Raw genomic sequence first — 21,462 nt, forward strand, 5'->3', positions numbered from 1 at the left:
TTTTAAAAATGAATTCTAAACTTCAATTTACCTTGCAACCGAAGGCAAGCCAAAAATTCGGACCCATTAAAATAACGAGACAAATTGGCGGAGGACTCGAAGAGTTTTCCGGTAAAGATATTCATTTTTTTCATACGAAAGCTTCACTCAAACTAAAGCCCGGTAATTATAAATTACCCATTACGGAAGGGAACCATCTGCTGGTTGAAATCAAGGAAGAAACTGTTTGCAATCTGTTTATAAGCACAGCCCAGATCGAACAAAAAAAAGAAGTCAATACTATTATTACCGACTTCGAGTTAGAGTTTACAAAACCTATTATTCTGGATAAGGTTCTCCCGATTTTAGCTACCCTCCCGGAAATCTTTGATGATAATAATGTGGAAGAGATTAAGAATTTCTTACATGTTATCGGTGGAGAAAAAATTCTCAAAAGCGTAGACCATCTGGGTAAAGATATTACACAGAAAATAGAAAACACATTTACTTTCATTTCGGGAATTGAACATTTCATTAGTAATAATTTTAAAAATTTGAATTTAAGCTCTCGCAAAAAAGAAGTAAGCAACAGGCTCGAAGAGAAAGAAGGCTCTGCAATCATGCCATTAGTATATTTGGAAAAAGTAAAAGGTAAACCAATTCAAAAAAATAAACACTGGAATCTGGATTTAAGCTTTAGCGGAAAAGTAAACTATCTGGATACAACCATTCGGCATTTTAAAGAAGTCAAACTTCCTTATATGATAATCCCGGCCTTACATGCAGAACTGGGAGGTCTATTCAGTCATAAACCCTTATCTTCCGCCAGGCTAAAAACTGACATTATCGATGTGGAGGGCCTCTGTAGGGAGTTTTTCCGATTTACAGAAAGCTTTAGCGGGGAATTTGTTTTAGAAGGTTTAATTCCGAGAGCTTTACTGCGTCTTGTTCTTCAGGATCACTCTCAATATACACTTAGATTATTTAATACAGATTCTCATCATCTATCCGGTAATTTTGTCGGGAAAAATACGCAGAAGGAAATGTGTCTGAATGTAGAGGATTTAAAGATTCAGGGAAAAACTTCTCAGATCCAGGGTAAAATGGAAGCCAAATTGATTTATAAGGGTAAAGAAGAACGTTTACCCGTAGAGGCTATTCTATCTCTTTTGCAGGGCAGGACCTGGGGAGAAGTAGAAGCCGAGTCAGAAGTTTCTTTCATTATATTAGAGAAATCTTATCTTGATGGATGGAGTGTAAATTTAAACGCCCAGCATCCGGACCTTCTCGGTGAAATGGAAGCTGAATTAAATTTTTCAAAGCTTTTCTGTCACGGACAGGCAAAACTTGTCTCAGATCCGGGAACAAACTACTTTCAATCCTATCAGACCTGTATGGAATTTTCCGGTGAATACGGAGCGAAAAAAGCCGGGTTTAACGAGAACAAGACTTCTCTGGAAGCCAGTTTACAAAATGGTTTTGTGAACGGAAGAATACAATTTCGCTCAGCAAAACTCTTAAAATTAGAATTAGACGGAATGGTAGATATTGATTCTATCCTAAAATGGAAACACCCTGCAATCCCGGAATTAGACATTCAAAGCGATACGCTTCAGGCTATGGTTTTTGGTAAATTGCAGTATCATCTGGAAACCCTTTTAAATTTTGATAAGCACAATTTCATGAAAGGAAATATAAGGAATTCCAGTTTTGGTTTTGAAGCCCGAAAAGTTAATATTCAACTGAATCGTTATACGATTGATTTTCCTTCCAGTCTACTTTTAACAGCCATGGTGAAAGAAGGAAAACTGGATTCTACCGGCTTAGGAAACTTAAATCTTGAATTGGTCTGGGATTTAGAGGAGCAAATCCCAATTCTGAGAAAAGAAAAAGAATCGATACCTCTCTTTTATAAAAAACCCCGTAAGGGAAGAGTAAACCTTTTAATCGGAACCGGGGGAAAACTGGACATTGTAAGTGAAAGTAAGGGAATGTTTGATGGACAAATATTCAGTGCGATTCTCTATCCGGAAGAAAAATTTGATAGGTGGCTGGATACACTGGAAAATCCAATAGTAGGCAAACATTTTCACAAGCTCAGCTCTTTCTTTTCTAAAAAAACCGGAGAACTTATATACGAACTCAGGAAAATAGCTACCCTTTTACGAAAAGCCTTTAAAAGAGAAAATGTTACCGAAGCAGGGGACATCATCCCTTATAAGAATCTTATCAGGGTCTTTACCCGTTTTAGTGGCAGAAAAGATTTAGAGAAAGATTTTAAGACCCTGCTTCAGCAACTTCTGGCCGGTAGAGGGCTTTCAAAATCCCTTTCGAAAAGTATTTTTAAAAGGCTTCGCCCTGAAACATACAAAGAATATAAAAATGAAATTCATAAAATAATTAATATTCTCTCGACTCTTGTCGAACCAATTTTATTAAATCGAGAAAAAAGAAAACGTAAACTAAGTATAACAGAAGAATCTGATTTCTCTGCCTATCTTTCTGCAAATGAAATTTATGCAAGTCTGGAAGAAGATCGATGGACTGAAGAATTTCATGAAAAATTGGAGAACATTGCTCATTATTTACGCATTTCCCAGTTAGAATGGATACTAAAACAAAACCCCTATCGTTCTTCATCTACCCTGGCACGACACCTCTTAAATGTATATAATCTAAAACAAAGGATTCACCTTGCCAGAGAACAATTCGGAGGCCTCGCTTATTTACCTCAGGAAATCTATATTAATTTTTTCTTATCTGATTTAAGTGAAATACTGAGCCTGCAAGACCTCAGACCGGAAAATAAAAGAAGAGGATTCATTCGTAAAGGCTATATTGGTCCTTCGGAAGCAGCCATACTTTTGCAGGCGATTTTATCCTCTCCTTTTGAAGGAAGAAATGTTCAATTAAATCTAAAATATTTATTTGAACTTATTAGCCGAAAAGAAGAGAAATTTTTGCAGTTTACGTTAATTGAATTAAGCGATGAGAGCGTAAGGGTTCTAACCCAGCTTCTTTATCGACTCTTTAACTTTCGCCAGGATATACTCAAGGAAAAGTTGGATTTCCGTGAAATCTTTGAAAGAGGACTCGGTTTACAGATTCCAATAAAAAAAGAAATTGAAAATACTATCAGTAAAAGTTATTATCAACAGTTATCAAAGCTGGCCACGAAAATTCTTAAAAATCGAGAAGAATACGATTTAATAAAAAAATATATTCAAATATATAAATATTCTGAGTATCCTATCACTATCTCACCTGAGGCCGCAAACTTAGAAAAAGAAGCCATAGATAGTATAGCAGAAGCCGACACCTATGCCGCTAAACTTTCATTCAACCATAGAAGCGAGGAAAAAGAAAGCGCAGCCATAAAGCTTTATGAGAAGTCTTTTAAAACCTGTACAAAACTTCTCGACTTGAATCCCAGAGCGTTCCAATTAGCCTGGTTTAAGAAGTTCTGGCATCGAAACCATGAAGCCCTTGTTATTTTAACTGTGGTTCGGAACTACCAGAAGAATATTGACAGTGTAAGAAACTGGCTGCATGTACAATCAGGTAAATCGAGCTTTCATAACGAGCAAGTCTTATTAGAAACCATTATAGATGTATTATATAAAAAGAATAAAGATAAGGAAACTCTTAAGAATGATCCTTTAGTTCGTCTACTAATAGATCCGGCTCCCGGAAAATATGATTTCAGTATTGTGAGTTGTATGGGCATTATCACCTATGGTTCGGAAGGAACTGAGTTGGAAGAAACTTTCGAGAGACTCAAGAAAAAACGGGGAATAGAAACCTACAGAACCGATACAAAAATCATGCGTTCTCTGCGTTCGAATGCAAGGTGGATTGAAAAAACTATTGAAAAAGTAAAAACACCTTTTGGCCTTCTGGGCTACAGTCAGGGTTGTGCCAATGCCCTTACTGCTGAAGCCTTGATGAGAGGGGGAACTCCGGATCAAAGAAAAAAAATGGAATATTTGAAATCCAGAAATTTCTTATACGGTGCAACAAATGGTTCAGTTCACGGAGATACGGCAAATTTAAAATATTTTCGTTTTACCAAACAGATTGAGTTATTAGCCAGGGATTACAAACGAAATTTTTCGCCCTATTTGCAGGAGCTTATGTTCGAAGCTATATCACTCCTGATGGTCAGTCGTCGTTTTGTTCACATAACCGGGGGAATGAGTTCCGTTTCAAGTAAGGCCAGTATAAATCTGGCCCTTTACGGGCAATTTGATGATACAGTTCCCAGTTCTTCGGTAAGAGGTGTTGTAGACAAATCAACTCTGCCAGAAGCCAACGAGATGTTGAGTAATCTTCTCTCTATCCAAAGCGGAAATAAAAACCATGATACGCAGGTTGAAGTGGAAGATGCAGTTCCTTATTTTACACATGCTGATACAAAAAGTTCCAGATTATTAAAGAAAAATGATATGGGTTCTTTTATACAGGCAACTCATCACTGGGCACCGCTATTTAAAGAGGTGGACTTTTTAACCACAGAGAGAGATTTAGAACTTGCTATCTATGATACACCTAAAGATAGACATGTATTTCCCTGGATCGAAGTTAATGCAAGATTTGGAATTATAAAAAGAAAATAAATATGGAGTTTTAAAAAATAAAGGTCTTATAAAAATTATCTCTTTACAGAAATTACTAAAAACTATAGTCTTGTGAATTAAGTTGTATTCAATTTCTAAGGGGGAAATCAATGCAGGCACTGGTAGATTATTTTTTAAAACGTCCTACCCTGGTAAATGTCATTATTATCGCGGTCTTTTTTTTAGGTTTACAATCTGTTTTAAAAATGCGGAAGGAAGCTTTCCCCACAATAACGGTAAACAAGGTAATTATCACCACTATCTACCCCGGTGCTTCCGCGAGGGATGTAGAATTAAATGTAACAAGGGAAATTGAGGAATCCATAGAGGGTTTGAGCGGAGTTGATGAAATTACCTCGTACTCGAATGAAGGGTATTCAAATATAGTTGTATCTATTGATGAAGATGCAGATGAAGTCGGCATTAACAAAGTTTTTGATGATCTGGATAGAGAAATTAGTAAGATATCCACATTGCCTTCCGGTATAGAAGGAAGACCTTCTTTGAAGAAAATTACCAGTTTTGATCTACCCGTTTTAGAAATTGCCCTCTTTGGAAAAACCCCGGAACTAAGAAAATTTGTAGACTATTTTAAAGCCAAACTTTTGGAAGTGGAAGGTGTTGCTTCTGTTGAAATTGTAGGTTTTCCGGACGAAGAAATTGAAGTTTTAGTTGATCCGCTTAAAGCGAGGAATAAACTGGTTGACCTTCGCCGAATTGCGTATGCTATTCAAAAACGAAATCTTGAAGGGAGTGGAGGTGTTCTTGAGTCTTTTTTATCTGAGAAAAAAGTTGTATCTTTTAGTAAATTTCAATCCCTTGACGAAATCCTTGATACAAATGTTCGCATGTCGGAGGATGGGCTCGGCACCAAGTTGAGAGACATAGCGACTCTGAATCTCAATAACAAAGAACAAAAACTGAGGGTGCGTAATAATGGGAAGCCGGGGCTTTCTATATTAGTAAAAAATAAAAAGGATAAGGACGTATTAAGAACAATAGATGGCATACAGTCCATGCTAAAAAAAATTGAGATTCCAAAAGGTCTATCTTATTCTTTATTTAACGATCAATCGAGATTTACAAGAGGAAGGTTGCAATTAGTCACAGGCAATGCAATAGCCGGATTTATTCTGGTATTTATTATTTTATTTTTTACCTTTGATATGAAGACTTCCTTCTGGACGGCTTTCGGTATCCCCTTTTCCCTATTTGGAGTTTATATTATTCTGTATAATATGGGAATTACACTGAATGCACTCACTCTCGGAGGTTTTATTGTCGTTATCGGTATGCTTGTAGATGATGCCATTGTTGTCGCGGAAGAAATCAGCACGTATAAAGAAGAAGGTATGTCTTCCTTTGAAGCAGCCAAGAAAGCGGTAGAACACGTATGGAAACCTGTTTTAGCTTCCTCCACAACAACAATGATTGCTTTCAGTCCTCTCGTTTCTCTCGGAGGTCTCCCGGGAAAATTTGTCTGGGTTCTACCCTTAATTGTGATTCTGGCTCTCAGTGTTTCTCTATTTGATGCTTATTTTTTACTTCCCTCACATTTGAGCCACGGAAAGGTAAAAAAAATAGAAAAGAAAAAATTTGTTCATTCTCTTGAAAACTTTTATCAGTCAGTTCTACTTAAAATATTAAAGTTTCGTTATGTAATTCTTGTTTTATTTATACTCCTGTTTATTTCTTCGCTTTATCTGGCAAAAGAAAAAATACGAAAAGATCCTTTTCCGCAGGACTCCTCAGAAGGTATAACAGTTCAATTCACTTTTCCGCATGGCTATAGTATGGATAAGGTAGAAAAAGAATTAACAAAATTTGAAGAAGTTCTTATATCCAGTCCAAAAGAAGATGTGGCAGGATTTAGTTTACGCTTCGGAACACATAGCCTGGATCCTACTACAGATAGGGGAAGTCTTGACAATATTGCTACTGCTTTTATTTATCTCACACCCTTTAATGAGAGAAAAAGACAGGCTTTCCAGATAATAAAACAAATGCGGGAAGATATTCGTAGAATTTATCCTGAAGGCAGGGTTACTTTCCTTATGGATCTAATGAGAATCGGCCCTCCTATGGGAAAAGATTTTGAAATCCGTGTTAGCTCTGAGTATGAAAAAGAGAGAGAGGAGACCGTTAAAAAAATTATTGAATATCTTTCCAAAAAGGAAGGTCTCCTGGAAATAAAAGATGATAAGGTGATAGGGAAAGATGAAATAAATCTAAAATTCAAACATGACCTTCTATCTCGTGCCGGTCTTACTGTTGAGGATGTTCTCTCCACTCTGCGAATTGCCTTTGATGGAATGATAGTCAGCTCCATGAATCATGAGAACAAAACGAAAGATATTCGACTTCGATTGAATGAGAAAGCCAGAGCCGATGAAGCCTTTATATCTAAATTGCCCCTGTTAAACAACCGAGATTACATGATTCCACTTCAAGAATTTGTCTGGATGGAAGAAAAGCCTTCTCGTGGTGAAATCGTACATGTTAATCGCATTCAAACGACTACTATATTCGGAAGTGTAGATATACGAAAAGTGAATATATCCAAAGTCCTATTAGAAGTTGCAAAAGAATTTCCATCTTCGGGAAAAGTTCGAATTTCTTTTAGCGGACAACCTGTAGAGTCACAAAAGATATTTAGTAATCTCGGTTCTGCTGCTATGATAGCCATACTCGGAATTTACCTTGTGATAAGTCTAATATTCGATTCTTTTGCCAAACCTTTTCTAATTATGCTGGCTATTCCTTTCAGTATTATCGGTGTTATGTATTCTTTATATTTACATAATATGCCTATTTCTATCTTTGCAGGCCTTGCGATTGTGGGTTTATCCGGAGTAGTAGTAAACGATTCAATTGTAATGGTATATACAATATTCTCAAAAGATGAAATTAACAACTTAAATCGTGATACGATAGTGGAAGGAGCTGTAAGTCGTTTGCGACCGATTCTTCTGACTACGATTACAACCGTTCTGGGTTTATTACCAACAGCTTATGGGATTGGTGGAAGTGATCCATTTTTTGAACAAATGTGTATTGCCCTCGCTTACGGTCTACTTTTTGGAACCTTTATCGTTCTGGTCTTAATTCCTATCTTTACGAGTATCTTAATCGATTTCCTAAAATGGAGAAGAAAAGAAGAAGTAGATTAGCTATCTTTTTATGGTTGAATTTACTCGAATAAACTAACCATAGACTGAGGTAGTTCACTCTATAACGACTGTATTGTAGACCGGGAACGAATTCACACACACAGATTAGGCAGCAATGAAAAATGTAGTATTTGAAAACTTTTTGTGCGATAGAAAAGATATTATTGTATATAATTTATCTTTAGAAATTCTCCATTTAAATGATTAAAATCTTTATCGGTTGTGATAAGTTCTGCTTTTGCAGCTATTGCGGTTGCTGCAATCCATATATCATTTTTTCCCATATTGCGAGAACTCAGATTTGCAGGTAACTTTTTTGTAGGATGTTTTCCCTGACTATAAACATCTATTTCTACATAATGTTTTACGACTTCTTTATTAATATATAATGTATAAATATTATCTAATATGTCTATTAATGTATTTACTCTCTTTTCACTCCAAGCTAATTGTCTTGCAAGAGATAATATTTCAGCCTCACTAACAATCGAAATATATATCTTATTATTTTGATTTTCAAAACTAAATTCACGCTCTACTCTTTTCCATATTTCTGAGTTTCGCATCATGTGAAGAATGATATTTGTATCGAAAATATATTTCATTTTATACACTCAGCATAGAAACTAACTCATTAGCACTAAGCTCACAATCGAGTCGTCCAACAACTGATGCTCTGTTAAAAAAATAATTATTTTCTATGCTTTTATGATCCCATTTAGGTTCTTCAGTCATAGAAAGTAATTCTATGTTTTCAGCTTCCTCTTTTTGTTTTGCGTGAATTTGTACAAACTGCATTTGTTCGAGCATTCTCACCAGAATTTCAGCAAACTCATCATTTTCAATGGATAACGTAATTGTTTTCATGGTAAACCCTCCTTCTTTCTTCTATCTGACTATCTGATAATAAAAAATGCAAGTGTTTTTCTGATGGCTACAACTGAAACGACATAGGTTTTTAAAAGATATGTCGTCGGTCTTCCGCACTCATGCGATGAGAAGATGAACATGGTCTTTATATCCGTTAGAGATATAAATGAAAGCCGAGTTCTTTTGCTTTCTTTATGCACAGGTCGTGGGAAAGGATGAGCTTGCTGTGGGTGAGCGATGGCTCCCTGTGGCTTACCTCCTCTTTAGAGGTTTCTTACTCTTATCAGGGATAATATAGGAGAATACAATTCCTACAAGAAAAATGAGGGGGATGCCATAAAAAGACCAATACCAGGTGTACATTCCTTTTTCTCCGAAGTATAAATAGCAGCCGCTTCCCCAAATAAAGCCCGTAATAATACTGCTAATAGCACCGACCTTCGAAGCCTTATCCCAGTAAAATCCGGCCAGAAGAGAAAAGGATAGGGCCGCAACAGGAATATTGGCAAGGATAAGTTTGTCTAATATCCTGTCTATAAAGGTGATAGAAACGAGGTAAGTCAAAACCGCTATAATAAGAGTAAGATAGATTCCCCGCTTTTCAGCCCTTGCTTCTTTATCCTGATACCCCAAGAAATCGGCGATTATCATAGTAACCATAGCACTCCAGACACCGGATAAAGTTGTAATCCCCGCTGCAAATAGAAGTGCATAACTGAAACCTCTGAGTCCATCCGGTAGAAGATTCTTTATAATATAAGGAAAAGCTAAATCAGGAGATGCTAAGACTACTCCTTTTAACTTCAAAAAAGAAACGGAAAGAAGCGGAAAAGAATACAGAAAAAAAACCAGAATAGCAGAAAGACCGACTGCCATAAAAGCAGTTTTCTCATTTTTTGCTGAGAAAATTTTCTGTCCGTACCAGGGAGCGGCTATATAAGTAAAAGTAGTCAGGAGAATCAAAGAAAGTATATATTTAGGAGGAAGCAATTCCTTACTTTTTTCCAGGGGGAATTGCACCTGTAGGCCTTGAAAACCGGACTGAGAAGACTCATAAGAGAAATAGAATATTAAAGGAATTATGATAAGAGTAGCTATAAAACTTACAACATCGGTTGAAATGATAGAAAAAAGTCCTCCCCTGAGAGTCAGTATAAGTACTGTAAGAACAATAACCAAAGAAAATACAGTGTCTGAAAGAAAGGGAAATATGGGATGAAAGATAAACAGCAAAGATTTGATATAATTGGCACTAAAACCGAGCATTGCCAGAAGTAAAAAAACACTGGCTAATCGACCGACTCCTTTACCATAGCGCATCGTAAAAAGTTCTGCAACACTCATTCCATTTAACTGCTTCCATTTTTTGGCAACACTGATAGTATAAAAACCCAGACCGAAAAAGAAGACAAAGGGTAAAAAAAGTGCATAGAGTCCGGCTACATAGCCGGCAGCCGAGAAGCCGATAAGAGTAGAAGGGTTGAATTCCGTCATCACAAGAGTAGCCGTCAGACTAAAAAGACCGGTGCTTCGATTGGCTAAAAGGTAGGCTGTTTCTGAATTGACTTTCTTTACATTTCTCCAGCCTATATAGAGAAGTAAAAGCATCATAGAAATAAATACAAATATATCCAGCATATAAGAATCTCCTAAAAAATTTTATTCAAATGTATCATGAGTTCCCCTGTAAATTTGTATAAACCTCGGAATATAAGTAAAAAGGATATAAAGCTCTATTACTGAAGATAGGATGAGTAAGGGATAAAAAAGATAAAATTTCACAAACTGATTAAAGAACTCAGAACCCGTGTAAAACCGGCTTGCAAGCAATCCTAATATAATAAAATTAAATGCTGTTCCCCATTTCGGAATCTGTTTGGGTTTCACCTGAAAGGCTATTTTTTTCCAGAGTAATAATATGGGGATAGATAGAAGCTGGGCAATATCCCGGATAAGAATTAAGAGATAATACCACAAAATAATTTCTCCCCTGTAATAAAAATAAGAAAAAAAGCTGAGAACAACCAGCTTATCGGCTACCGGGTCTAAAATCGAACCTATATAGGACTTCATCTCGAAGTTTCTTGCTATCCAGCCATCCAAAAAATCGGTTAAAAAAAGAAAGACTACAAGCGGAAGAGCATAATAAATATGTCCATATTCGAATAAAGCTATAGAAGGAATTACTAAGAGAATTCGAAGAAGAGTGAGAATGTTGGGAAGTAAAAGCAGGTCTTTCAAGAGGAGGTAAAAAGGGGCTTTTATACAGCCCCTTATAAAATTTACATACCGACTTTTAAATCGAGATCAAAGTTGATTTCACTTTTAATTAAGTCGTCAGCTTTGCCTTTGTAAACCACTCCCCATTGAAATCTATCAATGTTGAAATTGGCTTTAGCTGCAACCGGATTCTTGTTTGCATCGACTTCAATACTTGCCGGAAAGCTAATGCTTTTGGTTACATCTTTAATCGTCAGGTTTCCGGTAATGTTTACTTTGTTATTACCTTCTTCTTTAACAGAAGTAATCTCAAATTTAGTTTCAGGGAATTTTTCAACAGAAAAGAAATCATCGCTTTTCAAGTGAGTTTCTAACTTCTCTTTAAACTTATCATTTCCTTCTAAGTCGAGATCTTCTAGAGTAGTCATATCTACTACAAATTTTCCACCTACCACTTTTTGTCCGCTAACCAAAACCTCACCGGACTTCAGTTTAATCGTTCCATTGTGCTTTCCTGTAACCTTGGTTCCAATCCACTTAATCGTGCTTTTTGCGAGGTCTAACTTAAGCGGTTTTGCATCTGCCTGGGGCTTTGTATTTTCAACAGGTGCCTGGGTGTCGGCTTTAGGTGCATCCGGTGCTTTTTCGCAATTTACAAGGCTCAAACTGAATAAAAGTATTAACAGAATCGAGAATTTCTTCATTCATCATCTCCAAAATCTAATTTTGCCAACTTTCTTATGCCTTGCTTTTACGTAAAGGAAAAAATATGCAGTAATATGAAGAGCACTTTTTCCCAAACCGGAGGGTTTTGGGAAAGTTGGGGAATTACCTATATTCTCGAATCTAACCATTCGAGCATATACTTCCAGGAGTTTGCAGGAGCCGCTTTTCCGCTAATCAGGTCAATATGTCCGAACTTCGGAAACGTATCTTTACTTCCGAATATTTTAAAAACCTTATCATTTGAACCGGCTTTTAAATAGGCTTCGTTTACATCTTCAGGAGAAACCACATAGTCATCATTTCCGGCGATAAAACAAAAAGGAATTTGTATATCTTCGATGTGTTTTTCGTAGTCTCGATTATTTTCCGAGTTAAAAAGTCTTCCCTTAGCCGTCCACTCAATGAGTAAAGACACAACAGAGAGACTGGTTCTATCAAAACCCCGGCGAACTCTTTCTTTCAAAATATCTCTTTCTATACTCTCCGGATACCAGACATGCACGGGTATCGGAAAACTGTCATTGTCAATAAGTTCAAGTCCGTGAGATGCAAGCAAACCGATAAGGTCTATATAAAAAGTCTCAGGAAGAATGCGGTGTAACGGAATAATACCCTTCAGACCTTCCAGACTCTGCCCGAGAGCTTTCATATACGGGTTGCCTTTTCCCATATTATACGGGCCGGCTATGCCGATAATCCCTGCAAGTTTATCCTGAAAATCAGCACCAATGCAGTATGAAATGGTTGCTCCGAGGCTATGACCGATATAAAAAATTTTCTTATCGTGGGAGAGTTCCGTAATTTCTTCTATGAAAGCCGGTATATCCCAATTCAGGTAACACTCGAAAGATTCCGGGTGCTCACTTCCATTGGCACGGCTCATGCCGTGACCGCGTAGCTCTACATTGAAAGTCTGAAAACCATTGGCTACGAGGAAATGTTCAAAACTACGTTTTGTCTGTGTCCAGGTATAACGATTCTGTCCGAGTCCGTGAACCAGCATCACGGAAGCTTTGGGTTTCTGGTTAACAGGAATCTTCTGGGTCATGACCAGCTTCATCCCGTCTTTTGTTCTTACTTCATGTAGATGTCTGTAATATTCTACTGTCTGTTGTCCGTCAATGGCTTCTGTATAGCTATGCTTGGTTCTCATATTCGTATATTATAAATCACTCATTAACTTCGTTTCTTAATAAGTCAAGAAACTCGGGCCAGTCATAAGTAAGAGTTTTTTCTTCTCCGCGTTTTCTTACAGATACTTTACCCGATTCAACTTCTTTATCTCCTAATATGAGCATATAGTTAGCTTTTCTAAGAATAGAATCGCGTATTTTAAAACCTATCTTTTCGTTTCTCTCGTCTATATCTGAACGAAACCCTAATTGTATCAGTTCCTTATGTAATTCTTTTGCACGGGGGATATGGCTTTCTAAAACGGGAAGAATCCGAATTTGTTCAGGGGATAACCAGAGCGGAAATTTGCCTTCATAGTGTTCAATCAGGATCCCGATGAATCTCTCTAAAGAACCATAGATAGCCCTGTGAACCATGACCGGTTGTTTTTTTGTGCCCTCGCTTGAGGCGTATTCCAGACCGAACCTGTTCGGCATAGAAAAGTCAATCTGAATCGTTCCGCACTGCCACATCCTTCCGATACTATCCTTGATATTAAACTCAATCTTCGGTCCGTAAAAGGCTCCCTCCCCTTCTTTAATTTCAAAAGGAATATTCTTTATATTTAAAGCTTCTTTTAGAGCCTCGGTTGCTTTTGACCAGTCTTCTTCACTTCCTATGGATTTTTCAGGACGGGTAGCGATATAAGTTTTAAACTCCTGGAAGCCAAATTTCTTATACACACTAAAAGTAAAATCTATCAGTTCTATAATCTCATCCTGCAACATGTCGATTGTTACAAAAATGTGGGCATCATCCTGAGTAAAGGCTCTCACCCGGAAAAGTCCGTGTAAAACCCCGGAAAGCTCATGACGGTGAACGGTTCCGAGTTCCGCATAACGTAAGGGTAAATCCCTGTATGAGTGCATATTATGCCTGTAAACAAGAGTACAGCCGGGACAGTTCATGGGCTTCACTGCAAATTCGGTTTCATCGATTTCAGTAAAATACATATTTTCTCGGAAGTTATCCCAGTGACCGCTTTTTTTCCAGAGCTTCGAGTCCAGAATAGCCGGTGTACGGATTTCGCTATATCCTCTTAAGGTACATTCCCGCCGAATATAATCTGCAAGGCCGTTCCAGAGAATCGTTCCCTTGGGGTGCCAGAAAGGAAAACCGGGAGCTTCTTCCTGGAAAGAAAAGAGATCCATTTCTTTACCGAGTTTTCTGTGGTCTCGTTTCTTCGCCTCTTCTAATTGAAAGATATAATCATCCAGTTCTTTCTTAGAAGGAAAAGCGACTCCGTAGATCCTCTGTAGCATCTTATTGTCTCTATCCCCTTTCCAATAGGCACCGGAAATAGCGGTAAGCTTAAAAGCCTTAAGTTTACCTGTGTTCGGAACGTGGGGTCCCCGGCAGAGATCCGACCATTCTCCCTGCCCGTAAATAGAAACGGTGTCGGCATCGAAACTCTGTATAAGCTCTACCTTATATTTCTCTCCCATTTTCTTGAATTCTTCCACCGCTTCTTCACGGCTCAAAACTTTTCTGAAAACAGGAAGGTTTTCATTCACGATCTTCTGCATTTCCTTCTCGATTTTAGGAAGGTCTTCCGGTGTGATAACTGTCTCACCAAAATCAATATCATAATAGAAGAATCCGGGGCCGGATTCAACTACGGGGCCAATCGTTAAAAGGGCGCCTTTAAAAATCCTCTGAACGGCCTGACCTAAAAGGTGAGCACTGGAGTGATGGAAAACTTCTCTACCTTCCGGTGTTTCAAAGGTGAGAATTTCGAGGCTGTGGTCAGCTTCAAGAGGGAAGCTCAGGTCAACTTCTTTCCCATCCACTTTGGCAGCGAGAGCCGCTTTTTCGAGGGACTTACCCAGAGTTTTTACAAATTCAAAAACCGGTTTTCCCTTTTCAATTTCACGTACAGAACCATCGGGTAGAGTAATTTTACAAATTTCCATAGAATAACAGGTTCAGATTTACCCGCTTTCGTTTGAAGTCAAATAGAAAATTCCTGTCCTTAAATACCTCAAATGCCTTTTCCAATAAAGTAGAATGAATAGACAATTATTAACGTAGAATAATTCTTTATAATAAATAATTTTACAAAGGAAGTATATTGTGCCAAAGTTATATAAACTTATATTTTTTTTACTACCTTTATTTTTAGGTATCAGCTATTGTAAAAGTGCAGATGTAAAAGAAAAGAACCTTGAAAATGGTTTAATAGAAATGAGAACACAGATAGAGCGTTCCTTAAAAGAAGGAAATAAGAAAAGTATTGCCATTCTTGACTTCACAGATCTCAGCGGCAAAAAAGTAGACTTAGGAAAATACTTATCCGAAAAACTTATCTTTACCATGTTCGATGTTAAAGGAATCACCGTTATCGAGAGAAACCAGTTGAATAAAGTTTTGAAGGAATTGAATTTCCATCAAAACGGTTTAATCGATAAAGGAACCATAAAAGAAGTTGGAAGACTAACCGGAGCCAATGCTTTACTTATTGGAACCTTAACGGATATGAAAGAAGTAATTGATGTAAATGGAAGAATCGTTAATACAGAAAATGGTGAAATATTAGCTGTCATGTCGGTTGCCCTAAAAAAAGATGAGCAGATAAAGCAGCTTACAATCCCTCCGACCCCAAAAGAAACAAAAACTTCACCTATAGCAGAAAAGCAGGAGTCTATTTTTAAAACCGGGAAATACCAGATAGGCAATGTCTGGAAACAAGAATGGAATCTTCATATGGAAAGAGGAAAACTCGAAGCCGCTGCGATTAAAGAGGATTGGCTGAGTGCTCAATGGAAAATAGAGAAAGCCCAAACGGGTTTTTTTAATATTTGTAACGTCTGGAAATTAGCTCACTGCATTCATATAGAAAAAGGAAATCTTGAAGCCGGACCTATCGAACCGGGCTGGCTCAGTGCCCAATGGAAAATAGAAAAAGCAGAAACAGGGTTTTACAATATTTGCAATGTATGGAAGGCAAATCATTGTATTCATATAGAAAGAGGAGAACTCGAAGCCGAACCTATCGAACCGGGCTGGCTCAGTGCCCAATGGAAATTTAAGAAAAAATAAATAGCGGAACACAATTTTTATAAAAAGGGTTTGACTTCAGATAATAGTTCAAAAATACTGTCCTTGCCTGGTAGTTATGGAGAAGGGGAAATACCTGTTCCCATCCCGAACACAGAAGTCAAGCCCTTCATCGCCAATGGTACTATGCGGTTCGCTGCATGGGAGAGTAGGACGCCGCCAGGCACTTTTTATTTTTCCCTCCACAATCTGTTTTCCAAAGCTTAGCTTACTATTCAAATATAGAAGTAGATTGACAGTAAAGGTGCTTTTTGAAATGAATACTGGTAATGTTAGAAAGCGCGAGGAAAACCTCAGAAACAGACATACGCTTAAAATTGAATCTCAGGGGAACTGGAAAGTATTCTTTTGATACAGAAATCCCGTTTTTCGAGCATATGCTCTCCCATATTTCCAAACATGGCCTTATAGATCTGGAGCTCCACCTGCGGGGAGACATCGGGATAGACTGTCATCACAGTGTAGAAGACACAGCCATTCTCTTAGGAGAAATGATTCACAAAAGCCTGGGGGATAAAAAAGGCATTTTTCGCTACGGGCATTTTACCCTTCCTATGGACGAAACCCTTACAACGGTAGCCCTCGATTTTGGAGGCAGATATGCTTTTCGGTATACCGGACCTGTGCTGGAAGGAAAATTCGGAATCTATGATGCAGAACTCAGTCTGGAATTTTTACAAAAACTCGCCATGAACGCCAGGATGAACCTTCATGTTCTGGTTCACTACGGAGAAAATCGTCATCATATCCATGAATCCATTTTTAAATGCCTCGGAAAAGCGATTCGGATGGCAGTAGCTATAGACTCACAGAACGCAGAACATATTCCCTCTACCAAAGGAGTTCTTGAATGATAGCCGTAATTGATTTTGGAATGGGAAACTTACACTCCTGCCTGAAAGCTATTTCACGTTATACCTCGAATTATAAATTAATTACAAATCCCGAAGAAATGTCCGGAGCAGAAGGAGTGGTTCTTCCCGGGGATGGAGCTTTTGACCGAGCCATGATTAATCTACAGGAACAAAATTTTATTAGACCCCTGAAGGAATATTTGCAAAACGGGGGAAAGCTTTTTGGAATTTGCATTGGCTTTCAACTCCTGTTTCAGGATTCCGATGAAGACCTTTCCGGAAAAGGACAGATAATCGAAGGGCTGGGTTTTGTGCCGGGCAGTATTCGCCGGTTTCGCGACAAAGCATTCAAAGTACCTCACATGGGCTGGAATGAGATTTTTCTGGATAACCGAAAAAGTCGGATTTTAAAAAGAATTAAAAATAAAGAATTTATGTATTTTATACACTCCTACCGGGCGGTCGATGTAGAGGATGAATTTGTAGCCGCAAGTTGTAACTACTATGAAGAAAGATTTCCGGTTGTCGTCGAGCATGGAAACATCTTCGGAACCCAGTTTCACCCCGAAAAATCCGATACGGAAGGATTGAAAATTTTAGAAAACTTTATTCGATTGGTTGAAGAATGAAAATTATACCCGCTATTGATTTATATGATAAAGAAGCTGTACGACTTTATAAAGGGGATTACTCTCAAAAGACAGTCTACAGCGAGGAACCCTGGGAGCTGGTAAAAGCCTTTTACCAGAATGGTGCCGGTCTCATTCACATTGTGGATTTAAATGCAGCCAGAGATTCTTCTGATTTTGCAAACCGTGATTGCATTTTGAAAATCCGGAACGCCTGTAGTGTAAAGATCCAACTGGGTGGTGGAATTCGGGATATGCATCGCTTGAAATATTACGATTCCATCGGCATCGACAGATTTATTCTCGGAACCGCAGCGGTTCGAAATCCTGCATTTATAGACGAGGCCCTGGAACTCATGGGCAATGATAGAATTATTGTAGGAGTAGACGCAAGGGATGGCCTTGTGCGAATCAGTGGATGGGAAGAAGACTCAAAAATTCACTACGAGGAGTTTTTAGAAAACCTGGAGAAACAGGGGGTCAAGCGAATTGTATTTACGGATATTTCTCTTGATGGAACCCTGGCCGGTCCCAATGTTGACTCTTATAAAAAAATACTGGACAGATTTTCATTTGACCTTATAGCTTCCGGCGGAATTTCATCGATTAAAGATATTGTAGAACTTTCCCAGTTAGAAGGAAAGAAAAAAGTCTACGGTGTTATCACCGGAAAAGCTATTTATGAAGGTCGCGTAGATCTGAAACAGGCCTTAACTATGAATACCAGAGAGGAAGGATAAATCCTTGGAAAAAAAACGAAGCCCTTTTTTGTCTTATATTGGAATACTTACCGCTTTTGTCGGTCTGGTACTGAGTGTTTTGCTTATACAGGAATACTTTGGCAATGCCGGTTCCCTGGCAAATTCGCTCTGTTCTGCCGCCGGAGATGGAAGCGGTTGTAAAAAAGTAGCGGAAAGTGCCTATTCCGGTTTCAGTATCCCCCTTTTAGGTAAAATTCCCGTCGCCCTCTTTGGTTTCACCTTTTATGGTTTTATTGGCTATCTATTTTTCATGATAAGCCGGGTAGATGATGATAATGAACGTCTTTCCTATATAGGATTCGGCACATTTCTCTCTACGGTAGCCCTATTTATTGATTTGATTCTACTCTATGTTTCGGTCGGAATCATAGGAGCCGTCTGTCCTCTCTGTGCCATTACTTACGGAGTAAGCCTTGTGCTTCTTCTCTTATTTTTTATACAATACCAAAAAGAAAAAAGGAATGAAAGCCTTATGACTTATTTTACCCGCGGTCTTAAAATGAATATTTTAAACTTTCTGATTGTATCTCTCGCCTTTTTCGCCTGCGGGCTCGGAATCGGGCAATTTTCACAGGGAACGAATAAGGAATCCATAGCCAGCGGTGATGCTAACGAAGAGGAAATTAAACTTGCTATACAGGCCTATAAATCGGCTCCTGTTGTAAATATCAGTACCGATAAAGCCTCCATGCTGGGAGATCCAAACGCAAGGATTACGATAGTCAAGTATGCCGATTACAACTGCGGACACTGTATGCACGCCAGTAAAATTTTAAAACGTATGTTGTCTGAATTCAGCGGGATCATTAAGGTCTATTATAAAAACTTTCCTCTCGATGGAAATTGTAACCGCCTCGTCCAGAGGAAATCCCCCAATGGTAGCTCCTGTATCGCTGCCAGTGCTTCTATCTGTGCCAATAAACAGAGTAAATTTTTGGAAATGTACACAGGTCTTTATGGGGTAAATGAGTCCGGAGGGTATCATACTGCCGCTACTACTATGGAAATTGCGAAATCAATTAAGCTGGATATTCCTTCTTTTCAAACCTGCCTGAATTCAGCAGAAGTCAGAGAGCAAATTAACCGGGAAGTAGATGAAGCAGAGAAACTGAATATTCAGAGCACTCCATCTCTTTATATTAACAATAAACCCCTCACACCCGGAACTCCGGATCCAAACTTCTTAAGGGAACTCATCAAAGAGTTGATGAAGCAATCATAAAATGGGAAAGAAAATTATTGTAGTCGGGGCTTCGAGCGGAATGGGAGCCGAAATTGCCAGGGAAAAACTGAAAAACGGAGACAGCGTTTGTATCGTTGCACGCCGTCAGGATAAACTCAAAGCCCTCGCAGAAGAGTTTAATAAAAATGGAGAAATAAAAGCTATTTCCATTATCAACGATGTTACAAATTTTTCTTCAGTAGAAACAGCCTTTAATAAAGCGGTAGATACCATGGGCGGTCTGGATGAAATTTATTACTGTTCCGGTCTAATGGAGTCTATCAGAATTGAGGAGTATTCTACCGAAAAAGATATTCGCACCCTGAATGTAAACCTCGGAGGAGCTTTTGCCTGGCTAAATCCGGCTGCCGATTATTTTCAGCGAAAAGGTGAGGGTAAAATCATCGGAGTTTCTTCGGTGGCAGGAGACAGGGGAAGGGTAAAAAACCCTTCCTATCACGCAGCTAAGGCAGGTTTTACCACCTACCTCGAATCTTTACGGAATCGCCTGAATAAAAAAGGAAAAATCACCGTTTTAACTGTCAGACCCGGTTTTGTGGATACCGAAATGACAAAGGGAATGGAAGGGCTTTTCTGGTTAATTTCTGCAAACGAAGCCGCAAAAACTATTATAAAAGCTGCTGAAAAAAATTGTGAGGATATTTATGTTCCGGCCCGCTGGAGGCTTGTCATGTTTATTATCCGCAACATACCTTCCTTCATCTTTAAAAAGTTATCTGTATAATTTATGAGTGTCAGGCAGAGTGATTTTCATTTCCCGATCCCGGAAAAAGTTCAGGATTGGGGTATGGCTCATCACTGTTACAGTCCCGTATTTCGCCCTGAAACAGAAAAAGAGATTCGAAAAGTATTCCAGTTTGCCAGCAAACAAAAATTCTTTTTAGCTTTTCGGGGTGGAGGATGTAGCTACGGAGACTCTGCCATTAACAATAACGGAATTATTCTGGATCTAAGCAATTTGAACAAAATTATAGACTTTGATCCAAATACCGGAATCCTTAACATTCAATCCGGCCTGAGTATGCAGGCCCTCTGTGAATTCAGCCTTGAAAGAGGTTTCTGGCCACCGGTTGTAAGCAGTTCGACACAGGCCACTTTTGGAGGCTCTCTTTCTATGAACATTCACGGAAAGAACGGATTCTCAATGGGAACCATAGGAGATCATGTTCTTGACTTTAAACTCCTATGCCCCTCCGGAAATATTTACTCCTGTAGCCGGGAAGAAAACTCGGAACTTTTTCATGCTGTAATAGGCGGTATGGGACTTCTTGGAGTTATCCTCGAAGTTCGTCTAAAACTCAAAAAAATCCATTCCTCTGAACTGGAAGTAAAAACCAAAAGAACCGAGAATCTGGAAGAAACCCTCGATTATTTTGAAAGGGCTGAAAATGCCTCGGATTATTTATATGCCTGGGTGGATGGATTCTCCAGCGGTCGTTCAACAGGTCGTGGTTTTGTTTTCAGAGCCCGACACTTAGAAGAAGGAGAAGATACGAGCCCCACCAGGTTTTCCATTAAAAACCATACTCTCGGTGAAAATTTTTTTGGATTAATTCCCCGTTCTCTTATCTGGTTATTTTTTCTTCCTTTCACCAATAAACCCGGAAAAAAAGCCCTGAATAGCTTCTATTACCGAACCCAGGGAAAGGAAGAAAAGACACACAGAGAAAACTGCCTATCTTTTTTATTTACCGACGAGAAACTTCCTAACCTGAAGTATTCTTATAAACCCGGAAGCATTATCCAATATCATGCTTTTGTACCGAGACAGAACAGTCTGAAAGTTATGATGCAGATGCTGCACCTTTCCCGGAAGAGAGGACTTCCTCCTTATGAATGCAAACTGGAAAAACACAGACCAAATAAATTCCTTTTCTCCGGCTCCCTCGATGGCTATTCTTTAACTATGGATTTTCCTTTGAACGAGGACAATCAGGCTTCTCTTACTCAACTTACAAAGGACTTCACAGAACTTCTCCTATTTAACAAAGGAAAAGTTTATCTGGCTGAAGATACTTCTTTAGAATCCAAAACGGTGAGGGAAATGTTCGGCGAAGAAGATATACAAACTTTAAAGCAATTAAAAAATTTCTGCGATCCCGAAAACCTCATTCAATCCGACCTGTACCGCAGAATTTTCTCAGATCTCTTAAAATTTTAATTC

At 38.5% G+C, this 21,462-nt stretch carries 16 protein-coding genes and 1 rRNA gene; 10 read left to right on the forward strand and 7 right to left on the reverse strand.

Features of this window, described 5'->3' with window-relative positions:
• The first annotated feature begins 8 nt into the window (after positions 1 to 8).
• Complete coding sequence (locus H7A25_24820; protein MCP5503146.1) at positions 9 to 4,595, forward strand: hypothetical protein; 4,587 nt, start codon at positions 9 to 11, stop codon at positions 4,593 to 4,595.
• Positions 4,596 to 4,705: 110 nt separating this feature from the next.
• The gene (locus tag H7A25_24825) at positions 4,706 to 7,765 is read left to right on the forward strand and encodes an efflux RND transporter permease subunit (protein ID MCP5503147.1); all 3,060 of its coding nucleotides are present in this window, start codon (positions 4,706 to 4,708) and stop codon (positions 7,763 to 7,765) included.
• A 161-nt stretch (positions 7,766 to 7,926) separates the two neighbouring features.
• Here the strand turns inward: H7A25_24825 and H7A25_24830 are convergent, their stop codons facing one another.
• The 7 genes from H7A25_24830 to thrS form a co-directional block, all read right to left on the reverse strand.
• Positions 7,927 to 8,370, reverse strand: a complete 444-nt coding sequence (locus tag H7A25_24830; protein ID MCP5503148.1) for a PIN domain-containing protein — start codon at positions 8,368 to 8,370, stop codon at positions 7,927 to 7,929.
• A gap of 1 nt (position 8,371) precedes the next feature.
• Entirely contained in the window at positions 8,372 to 8,632 is a 261-nt protein-coding gene (locus H7A25_24835) for a hypothetical protein (GenBank protein MCP5503149.1), read from the reverse strand.
• A gap of 255 nt (positions 8,633 to 8,887) precedes the next feature.
• A complete protein-coding gene (locus H7A25_24840) occupies positions 8,888 to 10,273 on the reverse strand; it encodes a sodium:solute symporter family protein (GenBank protein ID MCP5503150.1) in 1,386 nt (461 codons plus the stop codon).
• A 21-nt stretch (positions 10,274 to 10,294) separates the two neighbouring features.
• Positions 10,295 to 10,876 carry a CDP-alcohol phosphatidyltransferase family protein gene (locus tag H7A25_24845; protein ID MCP5503151.1) on the reverse strand — a complete coding sequence of 194 codons (582 nt, stop codon included), beginning with the start codon at positions 10,874 to 10,876 and terminating at the stop codon, positions 10,295 to 10,297.
• 41 nt (positions 10,877 to 10,917) lie between these two features.
• Complete coding sequence (locus H7A25_24850; GenBank protein MCP5503152.1) at positions 10,918 to 11,559, reverse strand: YceI family protein; 642 nt, start codon at positions 11,557 to 11,559, stop codon at positions 10,918 to 10,920.
• Between the two features lie 128 nt (positions 11,560 to 11,687).
• Positions 11,688 to 12,734 (reverse strand): alpha/beta fold hydrolase, encoded by a 1,047-nt coding sequence (locus H7A25_24855; protein MCP5503153.1) that lies wholly within the window; start codon positions 12,732 to 12,734, stop codon positions 11,688 to 11,690.
• Positions 12,735 to 12,750: 16 nt separating this feature from the next.
• Entirely contained in the window at positions 12,751 to 14,667 is a 1,917-nt protein-coding gene (gene thrS, locus H7A25_24860) for a threonine--tRNA ligase (protein ID MCP5503154.1), read from the reverse strand.
• A gap of 160 nt (positions 14,668 to 14,827) precedes the next feature.
• On the opposite strand from thrS, the gene H7A25_24865 reads away from it, so the two are divergent.
• The 8 genes from H7A25_24865 to H7A25_24900 all read left to right on the forward strand — a co-directional run bounded on the left by H7A25_24865 (position 14,828) and on the right by H7A25_24900 (position 21,459).
• Positions 14,828 to 15,793, forward strand: a complete 966-nt coding sequence (locus tag H7A25_24865; GenBank protein ID MCP5503155.1) for a hypothetical protein — start codon at positions 14,828 to 14,830, stop codon at positions 15,791 to 15,793.
• 66 nt (positions 15,794 to 15,859) lie between these two features.
• A 5S ribosomal RNA gene (rrf, locus tag H7A25_24870) occupies positions 15,860 to 15,976 on the forward strand.
• Positions 15,977 to 16,080: 104 nt separating this feature from the next.
• The gene (gene hisB, locus H7A25_24875) at positions 16,081 to 16,665 is read left to right on the forward strand and encodes an imidazoleglycerol-phosphate dehydratase HisB (protein ID MCP5503156.1); all 585 of its coding nucleotides are present in this window, start codon (positions 16,081 to 16,083) and stop codon (positions 16,663 to 16,665) included.
• Positions 16,662 to 17,294 carry an imidazole glycerol phosphate synthase subunit HisH gene (gene hisH / locus H7A25_24880; protein ID MCP5503157.1) on the forward strand — a complete coding sequence of 211 codons (633 nt, stop codon included), beginning with the start codon at positions 16,662 to 16,664 and terminating at the stop codon, positions 17,292 to 17,294. The genes hisB and hisH overlap by 4 nt, the downstream gene beginning before the upstream one ends.
• Positions 17,291 to 18,034 (forward strand): 1-(5-phosphoribosyl)-5-[(5-phosphoribosylamino)methylideneamino]imidazole-4-carboxamide isomerase, encoded by a 744-nt coding sequence (gene hisA, locus H7A25_24885; GenBank protein MCP5503158.1) that lies wholly within the window; start codon positions 17,291 to 17,293, stop codon positions 18,032 to 18,034. The genes hisH and hisA overlap by 4 nt, the downstream gene beginning before the upstream one ends.
• 37 nt (positions 18,035 to 18,071) lie before the next feature.
• Positions 18,072 to 19,277: a thioredoxin domain-containing protein gene (locus H7A25_24890; protein MCP5503159.1), complete on the forward strand. Its 1,206-nt coding sequence runs from the start codon at positions 18,072 to 18,074 to the stop codon at positions 19,275 to 19,277.
• Position 19,278: 1 nt separating this feature from the next.
• Positions 19,279 to 20,022: an SDR family NAD(P)-dependent oxidoreductase gene (locus tag H7A25_24895; GenBank protein MCP5503160.1), complete on the forward strand. Its 744-nt coding sequence runs from the start codon at positions 19,279 to 19,281 to the stop codon at positions 20,020 to 20,022.
• Between the two features lie 3 nt (positions 20,023 to 20,025).
• Complete coding sequence (locus H7A25_24900; GenBank protein ID MCP5503161.1) at positions 20,026 to 21,459, forward strand: FAD-binding oxidoreductase; 1,434 nt, start codon at positions 20,026 to 20,028, stop codon at positions 21,457 to 21,459.
• The last annotated feature ends 3 nt before the right edge of the window (positions 21,460 to 21,462 follow it).

The organism is Leptospiraceae bacterium (assembly GCA_024233835.1).
In the GTDB taxonomy this organism is placed as follows: Bacteria; Spirochaetota; Leptospiria; order Leptospirales; family Leptospiraceae; genus JACKPC01.

Coding starts and splice junctions, on each gene's coding strand:
- H7A25_24830 (MCP5503148.1), bottom strand. CDS start 8,370: ATGAAATATATTTTCGATACAAATATCATTCTTCACATGATGCGAAAC.
- thrS (MCP5503154.1), bottom strand. CDS start 14,667: ATGGAAATTTGTAAAATTACTCTACCCGATGGTTCTGTACGTGAAATT.
- H7A25_24825 (MCP5503147.1), top strand. CDS start 4,706: ATGCAGGCACTGGTAGATTATTTTTTAAAACGTCCTACCCTGGTAAAT.
- hisH (MCP5503157.1), top strand. CDS start 16,662: ATGATAGCCGTAATTGATTTTGGAATGGGAAACTTACACTCCTGCCTG.
- H7A25_24855 (MCP5503153.1), bottom strand. CDS start 12,734: ATGAGAACCAAGCATAGCTATACAGAAGCCATTGACGGACAACAGACA.
- hisA (MCP5503158.1), top strand. CDS start 17,291: ATGAAAATTATACCCGCTATTGATTTATATGATAAAGAAGCTGTACGA.
- H7A25_24850 (MCP5503152.1), bottom strand. CDS start 11,559: ATGAAGAAATTCTCGATTCTGTTAATACTTTTATTCAGTTTGAGCCTT.
- H7A25_24835 (MCP5503149.1), bottom strand. CDS start 8,632: ATGAAAACAATTACGTTATCCATTGAAAATGATGAGTTTGCTGAAATT.
- H7A25_24840 (MCP5503150.1), bottom strand. CDS start 10,273: ATGCTGGATATATTTGTATTTATTTCTATGATGCTTTTACTTCTCTAT.
- H7A25_24900 (MCP5503161.1), top strand. CDS start 20,026: ATGAGTGTCAGGCAGAGTGATTTTCATTTCCCGATCCCGGAAAAAGTT.
- hisB (MCP5503156.1), top strand. CDS start 16,081: ATGTTAGAAAGCGCGAGGAAAACCTCAGAAACAGACATACGCTTAAAA.
- H7A25_24820 (MCP5503146.1), top strand. CDS start 9: ATGAATTCTAAACTTCAATTTACCTTGCAACCGAAGGCAAGCCAAAAA.
- H7A25_24895 (MCP5503160.1), top strand. CDS start 19,279: ATGGGAAAGAAAATTATTGTAGTCGGGGCTTCGAGCGGAATGGGAGCC.